At 74.4% G+C, this 16,602-nt stretch carries 12 protein-coding genes; 4 read left to right on the top strand and 8 right to left on the bottom strand.

What is annotated here, in order from left to right; genetic code table 11:
* Positions 1–43: 43 nt before the first annotated feature.
* Positions 44–1,009, bottom strand: coding sequence for a homocysteine S-methyltransferase (mmuM, locus tag ABZ945_RS23325; protein WP_361272713.1), 966 nt, complete (start codon positions 1,007–1,009; stop codon positions 44–46).
* Between the two features lie 199 nt (positions 1,010–1,208).
* Between mmuM and ABZ945_RS23320 the strand changes: the two genes are divergently transcribed.
* Positions 1,209–1,436 (top strand): DUF5133 domain-containing protein, encoded by a 228-nt coding sequence (locus ABZ945_RS23320; protein ID WP_361272711.1) that lies wholly within the window; start codon positions 1,209–1,211, stop codon positions 1,434–1,436.
* 259 nt (positions 1,437–1,695) lie between these two features.
* Here ABZ945_RS23320 and ABZ945_RS23315 read toward each other — a convergent pair whose 3' ends face one another.
* The 4 genes from ABZ945_RS23315 to ABZ945_RS23300 form a co-directional block, all read right to left on the bottom strand.
* Positions 1,696–4,497, bottom strand: coding sequence for a LuxR family transcriptional regulator (locus ABZ945_RS23315; RefSeq protein ID WP_361272708.1), 2,802 nt, complete (start codon positions 4,495–4,497; stop codon positions 1,696–1,698).
* Positions 4,498–4,769: 272 nt separating this feature from the next.
* A complete protein-coding gene (locus ABZ945_RS23310; protein WP_361272776.1) occupies positions 4,770–6,458 on the bottom strand; it encodes a S8 family serine peptidase in 1,689 nt (562 codons plus the stop codon).
* 466 nt (positions 6,459–6,924) lie between these two features.
* Entirely contained in the window at positions 6,925–7,431 is a 507-nt protein-coding gene (locus ABZ945_RS23305; protein ID WP_361272706.1) for an NUDIX domain-containing protein, read from the bottom strand.
* Between the two features lie 143 nt (positions 7,432–7,574).
* Positions 7,575–11,072, bottom strand: a complete 3,498-nt coding sequence (locus ABZ945_RS23300; RefSeq protein WP_361272704.1) for a M20/M25/M40 family metallo-hydrolase — start codon at positions 11,070–11,072, stop codon at positions 7,575–7,577.
* Between the two features lie 147 nt (positions 11,073–11,219).
* Between ABZ945_RS23300 and ABZ945_RS23295 the strand changes: the two genes are divergently transcribed.
* Complete coding sequence (locus tag ABZ945_RS23295) at positions 11,220–12,179, top strand: LysR family transcriptional regulator (RefSeq protein WP_361272701.1); 960 nt, start codon at positions 11,220–11,222, stop codon at positions 12,177–12,179.
* Positions 12,180–12,207: 28 nt separating this feature from the next.
* Here ABZ945_RS23295 and ABZ945_RS23290 read toward each other — a convergent pair whose 3' ends face one another.
* Both ABZ945_RS23290 and ABZ945_RS23285 read right to left on the bottom strand, forming a co-directional pair.
* Positions 12,208–12,624, bottom strand: a complete 417-nt coding sequence (locus ABZ945_RS23290; RefSeq protein WP_361272698.1) for a hypothetical protein — start codon at positions 12,622–12,624, stop codon at positions 12,208–12,210.
* Positions 12,625–12,629: 5 nt separating this feature from the next.
* Entirely contained in the window at positions 12,630–13,070 is a 441-nt protein-coding gene (locus ABZ945_RS23285; RefSeq protein WP_361272696.1) for an ATP-binding protein, read from the bottom strand.
* 252 nt (positions 13,071–13,322) lie between these two features.
* On the opposite strand from ABZ945_RS23285, the gene ABZ945_RS23280 reads away from it, so the two are divergent.
* A complete protein-coding gene (locus ABZ945_RS23280) occupies positions 13,323–14,186 on the top strand; it encodes a helix-turn-helix transcriptional regulator (RefSeq protein ID WP_361272694.1) in 864 nt (287 codons plus the stop codon).
* A gap of 8 nt (positions 14,187–14,194) precedes the next feature.
* Positions 14,195–14,431 (top strand): DUF397 domain-containing protein, encoded by a 237-nt coding sequence (locus ABZ945_RS23275; RefSeq protein ID WP_361272692.1) that lies wholly within the window; start codon positions 14,195–14,197, stop codon positions 14,429–14,431.
* Between the two features lie 166 nt (positions 14,432–14,597).
* On the opposite strand, the gene ABZ945_RS23270 is transcribed toward ABZ945_RS23275, so the two are convergent.
* Positions 14,598–16,532: a M64 family metallopeptidase gene (locus ABZ945_RS23270; protein WP_361272691.1), complete on the bottom strand. Its 1,935-nt coding sequence runs from the start codon at positions 16,530–16,532 to the stop codon at positions 14,598–14,600.
* Positions 16,533–16,602 lie beyond the last annotated feature (70 nt).

Here is a 16,602-nt window from a genome sequence, read left to right as displayed (position 1 = left end):
CAGGCCGGCGCCGCGTTCCCTCGTTCACGGTGCGCCCGGCCCCTCAGTGCGCCGGGCGGGTGCGACCGGCGCGTACCCCGGAGGGGCGCACCTCCCGTGCCAGCGCGGCGATCTGCTCCGGGCCCACCCGGCAGCAGCCGCCCACCAGCCGGGCCCCGGCCCGCCGCCACTGGGCGAGCCGGTCGGCCGAGAAGGTCGCCGGACCGCGCCAGGCGCCCGCCCCGGCGTCCCAGCGCTCACCGCTGTTGGGGTACGCCACCACCGGTTTGCCGGTCACCCGCGCGGCCACCGACACCGCCCGGGCCACCTCCTCCGGGCGGCAGCAGTTGACGCCCACGGCGACGATCTCCTCCGCGTCCGCCGCGACCGCGAACGCCTCCTCCAGCGGCTGGCCCGCCCGGGTCCGGCCGCCCTCCACGCTGTACGACAGCCAGGCCGGCACCCCCAGTCCCCGTACCGCCCGGACCAGGGCGCGGCCCTCGTCGGCGTCCGGCACCGTCTCCAGGGCCAGCGCGTCGGGCCGGGCGGCCGCCAGCACCTCCAGCCGCGGCCGGTGGAACCGTTCCAACTCCCGTACCGACAGGCCGTACTGCCCCCGGTACTCCGAGCCGTCGGCGAGCATCGCCCCGTACGGGCCGGCCGAGGCGGCCACCCACAGCGCCCGGCCGGGGGTGCGCGCCTCCGCCCGCCGGGCCGCCTCCCGGGCCAGCTCCACGCTCCGCACCAGCAGCGCGGCCGCCCGGTCGGGGCCGATGCCGCGGCGGGCGAACCCCTCGAAGGACGCCTGGTAGCTCGCGGTGATCACGGTGCCGGCACCCGCCTCGAAGTACGCCTGGTGCGCCGCGACCACCGCCTCGGGGTCGTCACCGAGCAGCTGGGCCGACCACAGCGCGCCGCCCAGTTGGTGTCCGGTGGTCTCCAGCTGGTGGGCGAGGCCGCCGTCCAGGACGAGCGGAGGGCCGGAGGAGGTGAGCACCTCGCTGAACGACGGCCCGGGAGCGCTGATCATGCCAGGCAAGCTAGTCGAAGCCGGGCCTCGGCGCAGGAGTCGGAACCGTATCGAGACCGATCGGTTCCGATCCGGACCGGTCGCCGCGGACCGACGGCTGATTGGGCCGGCGATCACCGGGTAGCGGGACAGCGGTGCCGGACGAGCGGCGCCCGACGAGCGGCCCGGGTGGCCGCCCGCCCCCGGAAGGAGACCCGCCGTGCTGATGGCGCACCCCGCCGTACTGGACAACCTGGTCGAGGAGTACGCCACGCTGGTGGCCCTGCACGCCGAGGAGGGCGGGCCGGAGGTCCGGGCGCGGATGGACGAGCTGGCCCGCACCTTGTGCACCGCCACCGGCACCGCCGACATCGACACCGCCCTGGTGGCGGCCCGCCACCGGCTCCCGGGCGCCCGCCCCGAGGACGACTCGCTGCTGGTGGCCTGAGCGCCCCCCGCTCTCGCTCCGCCCCCCGGCATTCTCCTCCGCCCGGCCGGGTCAGCCCGGCGGGCAGCGGTCCCGCAGGGCGGCCGGCGCGGGCCACGGCGAGCCGGCGGGGAGGACCCGGCCGGTACGGGCGTCGCGGGCCGGCCGTCCGCCGTGGAGTACGCCATGGGCGGCCGCGCCCCCGGCCGGGTGGGCCGATCCAGGGCACCCGCCCGTACGAGGCGCCCGGGACCGGCACCAAGCCCAAGGCAGCTGTCCCTCACCGGGCCCGGGCCGCCGGGCCGTTGAGGGCGGAGGCCAGCTGGGCGCGGGAGCGGACGTCCAGCTTCTGGTAGATCCGGGTCAGCCGGGCCTCGACGGTCTTCACGCTGACATACAGCCGGGCCGCCGCCTCCTGGTTGCTGGCGCCCGCGCCCACCAGCCGGGCCAGCCGCAGTTCCGCGTCGGTGAGCGCGGCCAGCGCACCGCCGCACGCGGGCTCCAGGGCGGTGGGGCCGTCCGCCGGGGCCGGGCGGTCCGCGGTGAGCCCCAACCAGGGCGCGGCACCGGCCCGTTCGAAGACCGCGGCCGCCGCCTGGAGGGCCGAGGCCGCCGCGGATCTGCGGCGCCGACGGCGCTCCACCCGGGCCAGCGCCACCAGGCACCGCCCCTGCTCCAGCGCCAGCCCGTGCCCGGCGAACCGCTCGGCGGTCTCCACCAGCAGCTCCGCCGCCTCGTCCGGCCGGCCGCCCGCCGCCAGGCAGAGCGCGTACACCCGGTCGTAGCCCAGCAGCACCGTGGCCCGGCCCAGCCGCTCGGCCACCGGGCCCACATCGGCCAGCAGTGCCCGGGCCTCGTCCGGCGCGTCCGCCGCGAGCAGCGCCTCGGCCAGCTCCTCCTGCCAGCGCAGCATCGCCGGGTCCACGGTCGACCGCACCCAGGTGTCGTCCCGCACCCGGCGCAGGGTCTCCAGCGCGGCCGCCACCTCGCCGGTGAGCAGCTGCACCCGGCCCAGGGCGTACAGGGCGCGGGACAGGAACACCTGGTCGCCCTCCTCCTCGGAGGCCCGCACACTGCGCCGGGCGTAGCCGGCCGCCCGGGCGAAGGAGCCGCCCGCGGTCTCGGCCACCGCCAGCGCGTACCAGGCCGGGCCGGGGGAGAGGCCGGCCTCCAGGGTCAGCGCCAGGCACCGCCCGGCGTGCGCCAGCGCGGCGGCGCACTGGCCGCCCCGGGCCTCCACCTCCACCAGGGTGCGCAGCAGGTCGATGGCGTCCTCGGTCGATCCGCGCCGCTCGACCAGCGGCAGCAGCGCGTACGACTGGTCGCGGGCCGCACCGAGCCGGTCGTCGAAGAGGGCGTGCCGGATGGTGAGGAGCTGGGCGGCGTTGCGCACCCCGAGCGGCCGGTCGGTCATCTCCAGCGCCCGGGCCTGGGCGAGGGTGTCCTCGGCGCCGGGGGAGCCCAGGATCCGGTCCATCCGGGCCTGGTGGGTGAGCGCCTGGGCGGCGGTGTGCCGGTCGCCGACCGAGGCGGCCAGCACGGCCGACTCCACCGCGGCCGAGCGGGAGCGCACCGGGTCGGCGTCCGCCAGCACGTACTTGACCGCCAGCCGCAGCAGGACCGCCGCCCGCAGCCCGGGCTCGTCCTCGGAGTCCTCCATGGCGTGCACATACATCTCGTCCAGGTCGGTCAGCCCCTGGCCCGCGGTGTCCAGCACGGCGAGCCGGGCGCGGACCCGGTCGGCGGGGGCCGCGTCCCGGGCGAGGAGTTCGGCGGCGGCCCGCAGCGCCAGATCCGCGCGGGCCGCGCGGGCCGCCTCCTCGGCTGCCTCGACCAGCCGGCCGATGCGCCGCCCGGGCAGCGCGGCCGGGGTGGACTCGGCGGCCAGCAGGGCGAGTTCCGCGGCGAGCGCGCCCTGCCCGCGGCCCCGGGCCCGGTCGGCGGCGCCGGCCACCTCGGCGGCCAGCTCCTCGTCGGGGGCGTCGGCGGCCAGCGCCCGGTGGCGGACCTCCTCCACCGGGTCGTCCGCGATCCGGGCCAGCGCGGCGTGCCCGGCGCTCCGCTCGGTCCAGCAGGTGTCCCGTACCAGGGTGGAGGGGAGCAGCCCGGCGGTGAAGGCGACCGTGCCGTCCTCGGCGAGCGCCACCAGCCCGGCCCGTTCGGCCGCCGCCAGCTCGGCCTCGGCGGCGGGGCGGCCGGCCCGGCGCAGCAGCGCGGCGGTGGGGCGCAGCGCGAGGGCGGCCAGCAGCAGGGTGGCCCGGACCTCGGGGGAGGCGGGGGCGAGCATCCGCCGGGCGGCGTCCCGGGCCCGCCCGGACAGCGGCAGCGCCTCGGCGTGGTGGACCGGCCCGGGGGCGTCGGCCAGCGAGCGGCCGACGGCCAGGGCGAGCCGCGGGTTGCCGCCGCTGGTGCGGTGGATCCGGCCGGCCAGCCGGGCCGGCAGCCCGTGCCGTACCAGCAGCTCGGCCAGTTCGTCGGCTTGGAGCGGCCCCACCAGCAGGACGTCCGCCTCGGCGGCCACCCAGAGCGGCAGCGGGGCGGTGGTGTCCTCCCGCTGGGGTGCCGGGGTCTCCACGGCGAGGACCCGCAGGGTGTCCGGCGCCAGATGGAGGGCGAACCGCAGCAGGTCGGCGCTCTCGGCGTCCACCCGCTGGGTGTCGTCCACCACCAGTAGCACCGGGGCCCGCTCGGCGAGCGCCCGCAGTACCCCGGCGAGCGCCAGGCGCAGCGCCATCGGGTCGAGCGGGGCGCCCTCGGGGGCGGTGGCCTCACGGCAGAGCACCGCCACCGCCTGGCGCTGGGGGCCCGGAAGCCCGTCCAGGGCGTGGCCGGGCACGGAGGCGATCAGGGCGGCGGCGGCCGCGCCGGTGAGATGGCGGTCGGCGGGCTGGGGCGCCAGCCAGACCACGGCCTCGCCGCGGGCCTCGGCCCGTGCGGCGGCGGCGTGCGCGACCTCGGTCTTGCCGATGCCCGGCGGCCCGGTGAGCAGGGCCCGGCCGCGGCCGAGCAGCACCCGGTCCAGCCGTCCCAGCAGCTCGGCCCGGCCGACCGGGCCCAGGCCGCCGGGCGGCGCGGGGTCCATCGGCGCGGAAGGATACGGAGCCGATCTCACCTGCGTGCCACCACCCTCCGGCGCGGCGCGGACCCCCTGTCCACGGCCGTCGCGGCCGGATCAGCGCGGGGATGTGCTGGGGAGCGGCCGTTCGAGCCCAGAGAATACGAACGCCCCGGTCCGCGTCCAGGGGTCGTGTCCGGCATATGGACAGCCGGCCCCGGGCACGGCGGCGGGGCGCGCCCCCGGGACTGACCCGGGAACGCGCCCCTGACCTGCGGTGATGTGCTTTCGCTGGGAGATCAGAAGGTCAGACCCCAGGAGTTGATGTAGCCGGTGTCACCCGATGCCGTATCGCGCACCTGGAGCTTCCAGGTGCCGTTGGCGCTCTCGCTGGAGGCGTTGACCGTGTACGAGCCGGTGACGTTGGCGGCCGAGTCGCTGCCGCTGGAGTTCTTCAGCCGGTAGGCGGTGCCGTCCGGGGCCACCAGGTCGACCACCAGGTCGCCGCGGTAGCTGTGCCGGATGTCCACGTCCACCTTGAGCGCGGCGGGGGCGGCGCCGGCGATCCCGCTGACGGTGATCGGCGAGGAGGCCGTGGCGTTGTCCGCGATGGTGACGTCCGCGGTGTTGGTGAAGCTCTTCCCGGCCGGCGGGGTGGTGCCGCCGGTGACCGCGGCGACCGTCTTGGCGGCGTCGGCGATACCGGTGCCGCAGCCGCCGGAGCAGGTGCCCGGCAGCGGACGGGCGTTGTTCTTGATGGCCGTCTCGATCTGGGCCGGGGTCAGGCTCGACTTGGCCGACTTCAGCAGCGCGGCGAGCCCGGCGATGTGCGGGGCGGCCATCGAGGTGCCCTGGTAGGCGGCGTACGACTCCGCGGACTGGGTCTTCTGGCCGGAGTTCAGCGTGGACCAGATGCCGTTCTGCGGGGTCTGCGTGGTGCCGTTGCGGGTCTCCCCGCCGGGCGCCGAGACGTCCACCGCCGAGCCGTAGTTGGAGTAGTAGGCGCGGCCGCCGGAGCGGTTGGTGGAGGCCACCGTGATGACGTTGGCGCAGTTCGCCGGGGTGGAGTTGGCGGCGGTGGTGTTGCTGTTGCCGGCCGCGACGACCACCGTGGTGCCGCGCGAGAAGGCGCCGTCGATGGCGTTCTTGTAGACGCTCGGGCAGGTGGCGCTGCCGCCGCCCAGGCTCATGTTGATGACCTTGGCCGGGTTGGGGTTGGCCGGCACGCCCGGGACGCTGCCGCCCGAGGCCCAGGTGATGGCGTCGGCGATGTCCGAGGAGGAGCCGCCGCACTTGCCGAGCACCCGCACGTGCTGGACCTTCGCCCCGTAGGCGATGCCCGCGACACCCTTGCCGTTGTGGGTGGTCGCGGCGATGGTGCCCGCGACATGGGTGCCGTGCCAGGAGGACGGGCCCGCCTTGGAGTCGGGGTCGCACTCGGCGTCGTAGTCGTTCCAGTCGCCCTCGTCGCGCGGGTCCGCGTCGCGGCCGTTGCCGTCGCGGGCGTCCGCCGAGGAGGAGATGAAGTCGTAGCCGGTGACCGTGTTGGCGCTCAGGTCGCTGTGCGCGGCGATCCCGGTGTCGATCACCGCGACGGTGACCCCGCTGCCGGTGGTGGTGTCCCAGGCGGTCGGCACGTTCATGCCGCCGGTCGCCTCGAACAGGTCCCACTGCTTGGCGTAGTCGGTGTCGTTGGGGGTGACGGCCAGCGGGTAGGCCCGGATGTCGGGCTCCACGGTGGCGACCGACGAGTCGGCCTTGAAGGCGGCCATGACCTCGGCCAGGTCCTTCTTGCCCTCCGCGCCGGCGCCCAGGTCGACCAGGGCGGCGCCGCCGGCGAGCCGGCGCTCGAAGGACAGCTTCTCGCCGGTCTCCTTCGCCTTGGCCGCGGTGTCGCTGCGGGCCGCCTCGTTGGAGGTGGCCTCGGCGGTACGGGCCTTGTAGGTGACGATGACCTTCTCCACGGGCGCGCCGGCCGGCGTGTCCATGGACTGCGAGACGGGGGAGGGGGTGGGGGTGGCCTCCACGGCGAGTGCCACCGAGGAGGTGGCGGCCGTGCCGGCGATCGTGGCGCAGACCGCCGCGATCGCTATGAGTCTCCGTCGTGAACCGTTCAAAGGTGTTGCCCTTTCCAGGAGCCGCCCCGGCGACTCCCGGGGCGGCTGACGGTGCTGGGTCGCGCCGTTGCGAGTGGCGGCGGGGCACGGGACCGCGGAGACACCGTGGGGGTGGCGCTCCGTGGCCCCTGGGCCGGGTGTTGCCCTGTGCGCCGCCGCCGGCGCGGCGGCCCCTTGGGGAAGGGGCCGTACGGCAGTCGGATTACATGCACCTGACATTCAGGTGCACCGGAACCGCCGGTGCGCCAGACAGTAGGGACAGCCAGGCACCCCCCGATACGGGGAAAACCCTTGTCACCCCCGCCACCTGCGATCCCGCCCCTCGCCCCCGGGCCCGCTACCGGCCCGGAGCCCCCGTCTCCGGTACGAATCCGAAGTCCACCGGGACCCGCGGCGGCCCCTCGCGGCGCACTCCCTCCAACACCTCGGCCAGCCGCGGCGGCCACACCGGCTCGCCCGCGTCCGCCAGTTCCCGGGGCGACCACCAGCGCCACCGCAGGATGCCCTCCTCGGCATGGACGCCGGCCGCCTCGGCGAGCGGGTCCCGGCGCGGCCCGTACGCCAGGAAGATGTCCTCGGACTGGCGCACCGGCACCCCGGCCCGGGTGAAGTCGTGCTCCCAGCGGCACAGCGGGGTGCCCTCGCACTCCACCCCGCTCCAGCCGGTCTCCTCGCGCAGTTCGCGCCGGGCCCCCGCGAGCGGGGTCTCGCCCGGGTCGAGCCCGCCGCCGGGCAGCGCCCAGTGGACGCCGACCTCCTCGTTGTCGTACCGGAACAGGAAGACGGACCCGCTGGGGTCCAGGACCGCGACCCGCGCCGCCCGCCGGGGTATCCGTGTGATCATCGGACCAGTCTGCGGGGGCCCGCGCCCGCTACGAGCCCCGGGCTCCCTTGGTCCAGGCCGCACGGCGGGGCCGGGACCGGTGGGGGAGCACCGGTCCCGGCCCCGGGCGCACTCAGTACGCCGTGGCTATACGGTCAGCGGGTTCAGCGGGCCTCCAGGGTGACGTCGTCCACCACGAAGGAGGTCTGCAGCGACTGGTCCTCCACCCCGGTGAACTTCACGGTGACGCTCTGCCCGGCGAACTGCCCCAGGTCGTGCGTCTTCTGGACGTACCCGGTGTTGCTGTCCACGTTGGACAGGCTGGCCAGGGTCTTGCCGCCGGCCGTCACCGTGAAGGTGTCGTAGACGGTGTTCTCGGTCTCGTCGGTGTCGATGTGCACCCAGTAGCTCAGCTTGGCCGAGGTGCAGCCCGCCGGGATGGTCACCGTCTGCGCGGCGCTGTCGGTGCGCGGCGAGCCCCAGCCGTTCAGCCAGGCCATGTACGAGCCGCTGCGCGGCGACTGGCCGGCCTGGTTGGTGATGACCTCGGTCTGGGTCCAGGGCGAGGTGCCGTTCTCGAAGCCGCCGTTGACGATCAGCTGCGCCGGGGTGCAGTTCCCGCCCCCGCCGCCGACGGTCAGCGTGTAGGCGGTGGAGTGGCTGGTGGTGCCCGCCGCCGTCACGGTGAGGGTGTACGTACCGGGCGCGGTCGAGGCGCCGACCTGCACCGACAGGGTGGCCGAGGCGCCGGTGGTCACCGAGGTGGGGCTCACCGTGGCGGTCACCCCGGCGGGCGCCCCGGAGACCGAGAGGTTCACGGTCTGCGCGGCACCGCTGAGCGTGGCGGTGTTCACCGTGGCGGTGGTGGAGCCGCCCGGGTTGGCACTGCCGGCCGCCGGGTTGAGCGAGACCGAGAAGTCCTGGGCCGGGGTGTCGCTGCCGACCGCCTGCTTCCAGATCGCGTAGGCCACCCCGTCCGCACTGCGGTCCAGCACGGTGGCGTTGATGTTGCTGGAGGTGTCACAGGAGCTGTGGTAGCAGGAGTCGTACGCGGCGTTCGCCGTGCCGCCCCACTTGGACGCCTGCGCCGAGGTCTTGCGGGCGCTGGCGCCGGCCGCGTAGCCGGAGGTGGCGATGCCCGCCTGCTGGAAGGAGTAGTCGTCGCTGCGGCCCTGGCCCTCGGTGTTCTCCTCGGGCGCCAGGTTCAGCGAGGTCCAGTACGCCTTCAGCGGGGCGGCGGCGGTGGAGTTGACGTTGTTGATGAAGTAGCCGCCGTTGGTCGAGCCGACCATGTCGAAGTTGTAGTACGCCTTGATGGCCGAGCGCTGGGCGCTGCTGAGCTGGCCGACGTAGAACTTCGAGCCGTTCAGGCCCTGCTCCTCGTCGGTCCACCAGGCGAACCGGACGTGCTTGGTCATGGTCGGGTTCTTCTGCGCCAGCACCAGCGCGGTCTCCAGCAGGGTGGCCGAGCCGGAGCCGTTGTCGTTGATGCCGGGGCCGGCCGCGACGCCGTCCAGATGGGCGCCGAACATGATCGTCTGGTCACTCGGGCCGCCCGGCCAGTCGGCGATCAGGTTGTTGGACGGGTAGCGGCAGCTGGTGCAGTTCTGCTCGCTGACCTGGAAGCCGGCCGCCTGGAGCTTGCCCTTCACATACGCCAGCGACTGGGTGTAACCGGCGCTGCCGGCCCGGCGGTTGCCGCCGTTGTTGGTGGCGATGGTCTGGAACTGCGACAGATGCGCCCGGACGTTGGCCACGTCGATGTTGGGCGGGTCGGTGCCCGGCTGGGTGCCGCCCACGTTCAGCGTGTAGTCCACGGTGTGCGACAGGGTGCCGCCCTGGCCCTTGACCACCACGGTGGCGGAGCCCGGCGCGGCGTTGGCCGAGGCGGTCAGCGTCAACGTGGACGACTGCCCGGACTGCACGGTGGCCGGGTTGAAGGCGGCGGTGACCCCGGACGGCAGCCCGGAGGCGGTCAGGGTGATCTGCTGGGCCTGCCCGGTGGTGGTGGAGGTGGCCACCGTGGTGGAGACCGAACCGCCCTGCTGGACGGTCCCGGCGGACGGGTTCAGCGCCAGCGAGAAGTCGTTCTGGCCGGACGGGGTGCAGGTCGGGTCACCGGACTGCGCGGGCACGCTGATCGCGTCCCAGGCCGCCTTGGTCCTGGTGAACAGCCCGCAGGTGGCGTCCAGGTTCTTGGCCGAGGTGAGGGTCGCCGTGCGGTACTTCTTGTACGACATGCTGCTGGTCTTCAGCAGCATCCCCCCGTAGAAGACCTTGCCGGCGTTCTGGATGCCCACGCCGGTCAGCGTGCTGTTGTTGCAGGTGGAGCTGTTGGGCTTGCCGCCGCCGGGGCTGGTCCCCTCGGCGAGCAGATAGAACCAGTGGTTGAGCGGACCGGCCGCCGCGTGCACCTCGGTGTTCGGTATCGAGGAGCTGTAGCAGGCCGGGTCGTTGTTGACCGCCGGCGGGTTGTACATGTTGCGGATCGGCCCCCGGCCCTGGAGGTCGATCACCTCGCCGACCGTGTAGTCGGGGGTGTCGTAGGGCGAGGGCTGGTTGATGTACGCTTCGGCGAGCGCGCCGAAGATGTCTCCGGTGCCCTCGCCGAGCCCGGACTCCTGGCCGCTGGTGCCGCCGGGGGTGTTGGTGTCGATCGCGTGCCCGTACTCATGGGCCACCACGTCCACACCGGCGATCCACTGGTTGCGGCTGTTGCGGCCGATGGTGACCTGGCTGCCGTCCCAGTAGGCGTTCAGCTCGTTCAGCCCGACCTTGGCGGGGAAGGAGCGGCCGCTGCCGTTCACCCCGTTGCGGCCCAGCCAGTTCTTCAGCATGTCCCACTGCTTCTGGGCCGCGAACATCAGGTCCGTGCAGCCGGTCTCCTTGGAGGTGGCCTGCCCGGTGCCCCAGGAGTCGGTGGACTTGGTGAAGACCTGGCCCGTGCTGTAGTCCGCGCAGCTCAGCCCCGTCCGGTTGGGGTCCCGCAGCGAGTACGAGGAGCCGGCGGCGGTGGTGTCGATGGTCAGCGGGTTGGGCCCGTTCCACTGGCTGTTGCCGCTGCCGGCCACCACCTCGTCATGGGTGTCCAGCACCTTGCCGGTGCGGGCGTCCACGAAGACATGCAGCCGGCTGGGGGCCTTGGCGGTACGGCCGGTGAGCACCGTCTCCCAGGCCAGCGCCTGCCGCCCGTCGGTGATCTTGACGACCAGCCGGTGGCTGTCGACCTTGTCGACCCTGGCCAGCCTGGACCGGGACACCGTCTCGGCCCGGGCGGCGGTGACGGACGGCTCGGTGGCCACGTCCACCGCCTTGGCGGAGGCGGCCTGCACGGCGCGGACCTCGCCCTCGCCGTCGGCCAGCACCACCGTGTCGCCGCCCACCACGGGCAGCCCGCGGTAGCTGCGCTCATAGGCGACCGAGTAGAGGTTTTTCAGCCAGGGGGTCACCTGGCGCCGCTCGTACTGCTCCTGGGGCGCGTTGACCGCCGCGTCGAGGCCGCTGTGGACGGCCCGGTCGGCGGCGGCGACCGCCCGGGCGGCCGGATCTGCGGCCACCGCGGACGTCGGGGAGGCCGCGGCGGCCGGCTGGACGAGCACGCCGGCGAGCCCGGCGGTCAGTGCCAACGCGGCCGCGGCGGCGGTGAGTCTGGAGGGATGCACGTGGTCACTCCATGGGTGGGGGAGCGCGGACAGGCGGTTGCCCGCGGCGCCGAGTATGGGCGTGAACATGCCGCCTCGGCCCCATCCCGGAAGGGCATACGTGCAGGGTTATGGTGCGCGGCGCACCCGGGTGCGTACGCTGCCGCAATGCAGCTGGAATTGAGACATCTGCAGGCGGTCCGCCGGATCGCGGAGTCGGGCAGCCTGACCACCGCGGCGCGGCGCCTCGGCGTCTCCCAGCCCGCCCTCTCCGCCCAGCTCCGCCGCATCGAACGAGCCGTCGGCGGCGAGCTGTTCACCCGCGGACCGCACGGCGTGGAACCCACCGAGCTGGGCCGCTTCGTGCTCGCCAAGGCCCGCCGGGTGCTCAGCGAGATGGACTCCCTCGGCGCCGAGGTGCGCGGCCGCGCCCCCGGCGGGCCGCTCCGGCTCGGCTGCATCCTGCTGGTGCTGGTCGACGGGCTGCTGGACCGCACCGACACCGTGATGGCCGGCCAGGAACTCACCGTGGACGTGGGCGTCTCGGTGACCGCGCTGGTCCGCGCGCTGGCCGCCGGGCAGTACGACGCCGTCCTCTACGGGGAGGTCAACGAGCACCGGGTGGCGCTGCCGGACTGCGCGGACACCCGCACCGTCGTCCCCCGGGAGCCCTTCTGCGTACGGCTCGCCGCCGACCATCCGCTGGCCGTCCGGGACACCGTGGAGCTGGCCGACCTCGCCGGGGAGCAGTGGCTGGCCCTCGCCGAGGACGACGACGGCGGCCCCGAGGCGCTGGTGGAGGCCTGCGCCCGGGCCGGGTTCACCCCCCGGCTGCGCTACCGCACCACCGACCGCCAGCTCGGCCATGAACTGGTCGCCGCCGGGCGCGCGGTCGCCCTCACCCAGCCCACCGCCAGCGCCACCGCCGGCACCGTGCTGCGCCCGCTGGCCAGCACCCCGCTCACCGGCCGGGTCCGCCTCGCCTGGAACCGCTCGACCGTCACCGCGGCCCAGGCCGGACTGCTGCACCGGGCCGCCGCGCTCGCCTATCTGGCCGTGGTGGACACCAACGCCTTCCACCGCGCCTGGTTTAACGAGCATCCCGGGCTCCACCCGGTGCTGGACTGACCGACCCGCCTTCGAGGCCCCGGGCGGCTCAGCGCCCGGCGCCCACGTTCCACGCGCTCCAGGACGGCGCCACCCCGGTGAGCTGGCAGACCACCAGATACAGCGGGATCGGCGGGGTGTACGGGGAGGTGGCCTCCGGGTGGTGGATCAGCCGGGGCCCCCGGTCCGGCACCCGGGCCCCGGGCGCGTAGCAGGAGGGCAGCGGCCAGCGCAGCTCGGCGTCCGAGCCGGCCGGCACCAGGAACCACCACCACTCCGGGTCGGCGAAGACCAGCCCGCGGCCGGACAGCCGGGACAGCACCCGGAACCCGTGCCGGGCCGGTACCCCCACCGCGTCGCAGCCCAGCGGCGTGGGCAGGGGTGAGCGCAGCCGCACCTCGCCGTCCGGCTCCGGGCGGCGAGGTGGCGGTGTGCGGCGGGAGCCTGCTGCCAGCAGGGAGGCCATCGACCTCAGCATGGTTCGGCGAGGTCGTCGTGGGCGAGCTCCGCCCAGACCACCCGGCCCACTCCATGGCGGGCGTCGTACGCGCCCCAGGCGGTACTGACCGCGTCCACCAGCATCAGCCCTCTGCCGCCCTCCTCGGGGGCGGTCCGGCGCAGCTTGGGCCCGGCGGCCGGGCACCCCTCGTCCTGCACCGCTATCCGCAGCTGCTCGCCGCAGTCCCGCAGCTCGCAGACCACCCGGTGGCTCGCGGTGTGCACCACGGCATTGGTGACCAGCTCGGAGACGACCAGCATCACGCCGTCCGAGACGTCCCCGGACACACCCCAGAGCACCAGCCGCTCCTCCACCAGATGGCGGGCGCGGCAGACCGACTCGGCGCCGGCGGGCAGCTCGAAGGAGAAGCGGCGGACATCAGGGGAGGTCGCGACCGGGGACCGCTGGGCCATGAGCTGGGGGGTGAGCGCATTACCAGGTACCACGGTCGACTGTCCTTACGTGGGAAAGCGGCGCCCTGCGCCGTGTCTCCCCCACGGCGGGCGTGGCAGCCGCGTGAACTGGTTCACCAGGCTGGTTCCAACGGAATACTTTGCTCCTGCCGCGGACACTTGGCAAGTGCCACTCTGAAAAGTGCAGAGTGCCGTGTTCTCGATCGTCTTCCCATGGCACACTCATCGAAACAGCGCGTGGGGAGGTCATCAGTGAGCGAGCCGCGGTCCGCCCCCACCGTGGGGCAGGTCGTACTCGGCAAGCGTCTGCAGGAGCTGCGGGAGGCCGCCGGTCTCAGGCGGGAGGAGGCCGCCAGGGTCCTGAGGGTGGCCCCGGCCACCATCCGCCGCATGGAGACCGCGGAGGTCGCGCTGAAGATCCCGTACGTCCAGCTGCTGCTGGCCGCCTACGGGGTGCCCGCCCAGGAGGCGGAGGGCTTCATCCAGCTCGCCGAGGAGGCCAACCGGCCCGGCTGGTGGCAGCGCTTCCACGACGTGCTGCCGAACTGGTTCTCCATGTACGTCAGCCTGGAGGGCGCCGCCTCCGTCATCCGGGCCTACGAGCCCCAGTTCGTCCCCGGACTGCTCCAGACCGAGGAGTACGCCCGGGCCATCCTGCGCGGCGGCGCGGTCGGCCAGATCCGGCACGACGACATCGAGCGCCATGTGGCCCTGCGGATGGAGCGGCAGTCCCTGCTGACCAGGCCCGAGGCCCCCAGGTTCTGGGTGATCATGGACGAGACGGTGCTGCGCCGCCCGGTCGCCGGCGACCCCGCGATCATGCGCGGCCAGATCGACCGCCTCCTTCAGGCGGCCGAGCTGACCAACGTCACCCTCCAGCTCGCCGAGTTCGCCAGCGGGCACCATCCCGGCACCTACGGGCCGTTCGTGCTCTTCCGCTTCGCCGTGCCGGAGCTGCCGGACATGGTCTACAGCGAGTATCTGACCGGGGCGGTCTACCTCGACGCGCCGCCCGAGGTCGCCACCCATCTGGAGGTCATGGACCGGATGGCCGCCCAGGCGGCCACCGCCCACCGGACGAAGGAGATCCTGCGGGACCTCCGCAAGGAGCTGTGAAGCAACCCATGGATCGCATATACAACGGCATGCCCGCCGCCGACCTCGGCGCCGAGGGGTGGCACAAGCCGTGGAGCGGCGGCAACGGCGGCAACTGCGTCGAGGCGATGAAGCTGGCCGACGGCCGGGTGGCGGTCCGCCAGTCCGCCGACCCCGACGGGCCCGCGCTGATCTACAGCCACGGCGAGATCGCCGCCTTCATCCAGGGTGCCAAGTCCGGCCAGGCCGACTTCCTGCTGAACTGATCACCGTACGTATCGACGCATGCGCGGATTCGGGAGCGCTCCCACGCCCGGAGGGTGGCCGGGAAACCCGAGGCAACCCCGGGAAACCCGAGGCAACCCGGGAAACCCGAGGAATCCCGGGAAACCCGAGGACCGCCCCCGGTCGCCGTCCGCCGCCTCCGAACCGCTACCCTCCGTGCCCGCCCGGCCGGACCAGGGTCACCAGGAAGCTCCGTGCCGCACCGGTGTTCCCGGCCGCGTCGATCGTCCGGTACTCCACCCGGTGGGTGCCGTACTCCGGGGTCGCGTCGTCCCAGGGCACCACCCGCGGGGCGCCCAGCTTCCCGTACACCAGCCCGTCGATCTCGGTCCCGCCCGGGGTGAAGCGGAACGGCGCCTCAGCGTCGGTCGGCCAGCCGTAGTACGTGTACCAGCCGTCGCCGTCCACCCGGAACTGGCGCACCACATACCCCTCCCGGTCGTCCCGGGCGGTCAGCGCCATGGTGAACGGCCCGTCGTAGACGTACTCCACCGGCCGCCCGGGCCGCCGCACCGTACGCAGCGGCTTCGACAGCTCATAGGCCGCCGTCGCCGGCCGGGCGTCCACACTCCAGCGCAGCTCCTGCCCGGTGCCCGCGATCCGGGCGGTGAGGGTGTGCGTCCCCTCCCGCAGCCGCAGCCTCGACAGATCCAGATCCCGGTCGTTCGCCCCGGTCGCCACCGGCCGCCCGTCCAGCCGCCAGCGCACCTTCGGCACGCCCCGGACCGGATGGGTGGTCTCCGCGTACACCGTGGACCAGGCGCCGACCGGCCGGTCCGTGGCGGTGTGCGCGGCGAAGGCCGCCGGCTTCTCGGAACGGGGGGTGCGCACCGCCGGGTCCACCGTCCATTCCACCGTGCGGGTCAGCGCCGCCGAGCCGCGGATCGCCGGGTCGCGGACGAACGGCGTCGGGTCGACGACCCGCGCGGTCAGCCGGTGCTCGCCGCCCCGCAGCCCCAGCCGGCGGAGATCGACGGCCCGGGCGCCGTCGTACCGCCGCAGCGGCCTGCCGTCCAGCGACCAGCGCACCTCCAGGGCCCCGCCCTCCGGATGCAGGGTGTCCACCGAGACGGTCCGGTCGGCGCCGATCGGCTCGGCGTTCGGGGTGTGGCCCTGGAGCAGGTCCACCTTGGCGGAGATCGCCTCCACCATCACCTCCCGGCCCACCTGGTCGAAGGGGTAGCCCAAAGTCTTCATGATCGAGTGCCGACTCGGCCGCCACACCCCCTTGGTGGAGTACAGCCCGCCCTCATGGCGCCCGATCACCCCGCCGGACTCGCTCTCCTCGCCCAGCCACCGCCACCACTTGGCCCGGCGCTCCCGCATCTGCGCCTCGGTGAGCACCGTGTGGTGCGCCGAGTCCGGCTCCCCGCCGGTGTACGTCCCACCGGGCACCCCGCGCCCGTAGTAGTCGTACTCGTCGTCCAGACCGCCCAGCGAGTGCCCGATCTCATGCGGGGTGATCAGCGCGGAGAGCGCGTTGCCGCCCGAGGCGGTGGCCCAACTGCCGCCCGCGCCCCCGTAGGTGTCGCTGTTGGCGAGGGCCACGATCTGCCGGTTGGCGGCCGTGGCGCCCGGCACCAGATCGGCGTACGCGGCGGCCGCGCGGCTGTCCACGGTCAGCAGCCGCTGCACGCTGGAGGCGTTGCAACCGCCCCAGAAGGCCATCCCCAGCGGGGTGTTCCGGCGCGGCGCGTCCAGCGAGGGGTCGCAGTCCACCCCCGACTCGGGTGACGCCACCTCCACCGCCCAGACGTTGATGTACGAGCGGTAGGAGGCGAAGGGCTCCACGCTCCACAGCACATTGAGGTGCTTCTCCACATCGGCCCGGAACTCGGGGAGCTGGTCGGCGGTGTAACCGTCCCCGAGGATCACCAGGTTGAACCGCTTGGCGGCCGGCCCGGTGGTCTGCACCGGGACCACCGTGGCCGCCGGATCCACCACCGGGGCGGCGGTGACGGGGGAGCGGGGGCCAGCGCCGACGGCCGGTCCGGCCCCGGTGAGCCCGGCGGTCAGCAGGGCGGCCGCGACGGCCAGCGCGGCGGCCCGGCGCGTACGGCGAGAGGTTCTGCGAGGTGTCATGGGCGGCGAGCGTACGGCCCTTCGCGTATCCCTGAACAGACCCGCTCCGGTCAGTCGGCCACCCTTCCCG

This window comes from Streptomyces sp. NPDC046887 (assembly GCF_040644755.1).
Lineage (GTDB): Bacteria > Actinomycetota > Actinomycetes > Streptomycetales > Streptomycetaceae > Streptomyces > Streptomyces lichenis.
This window is presented reverse-complemented; position numbering and strand designations above follow the sequence as displayed.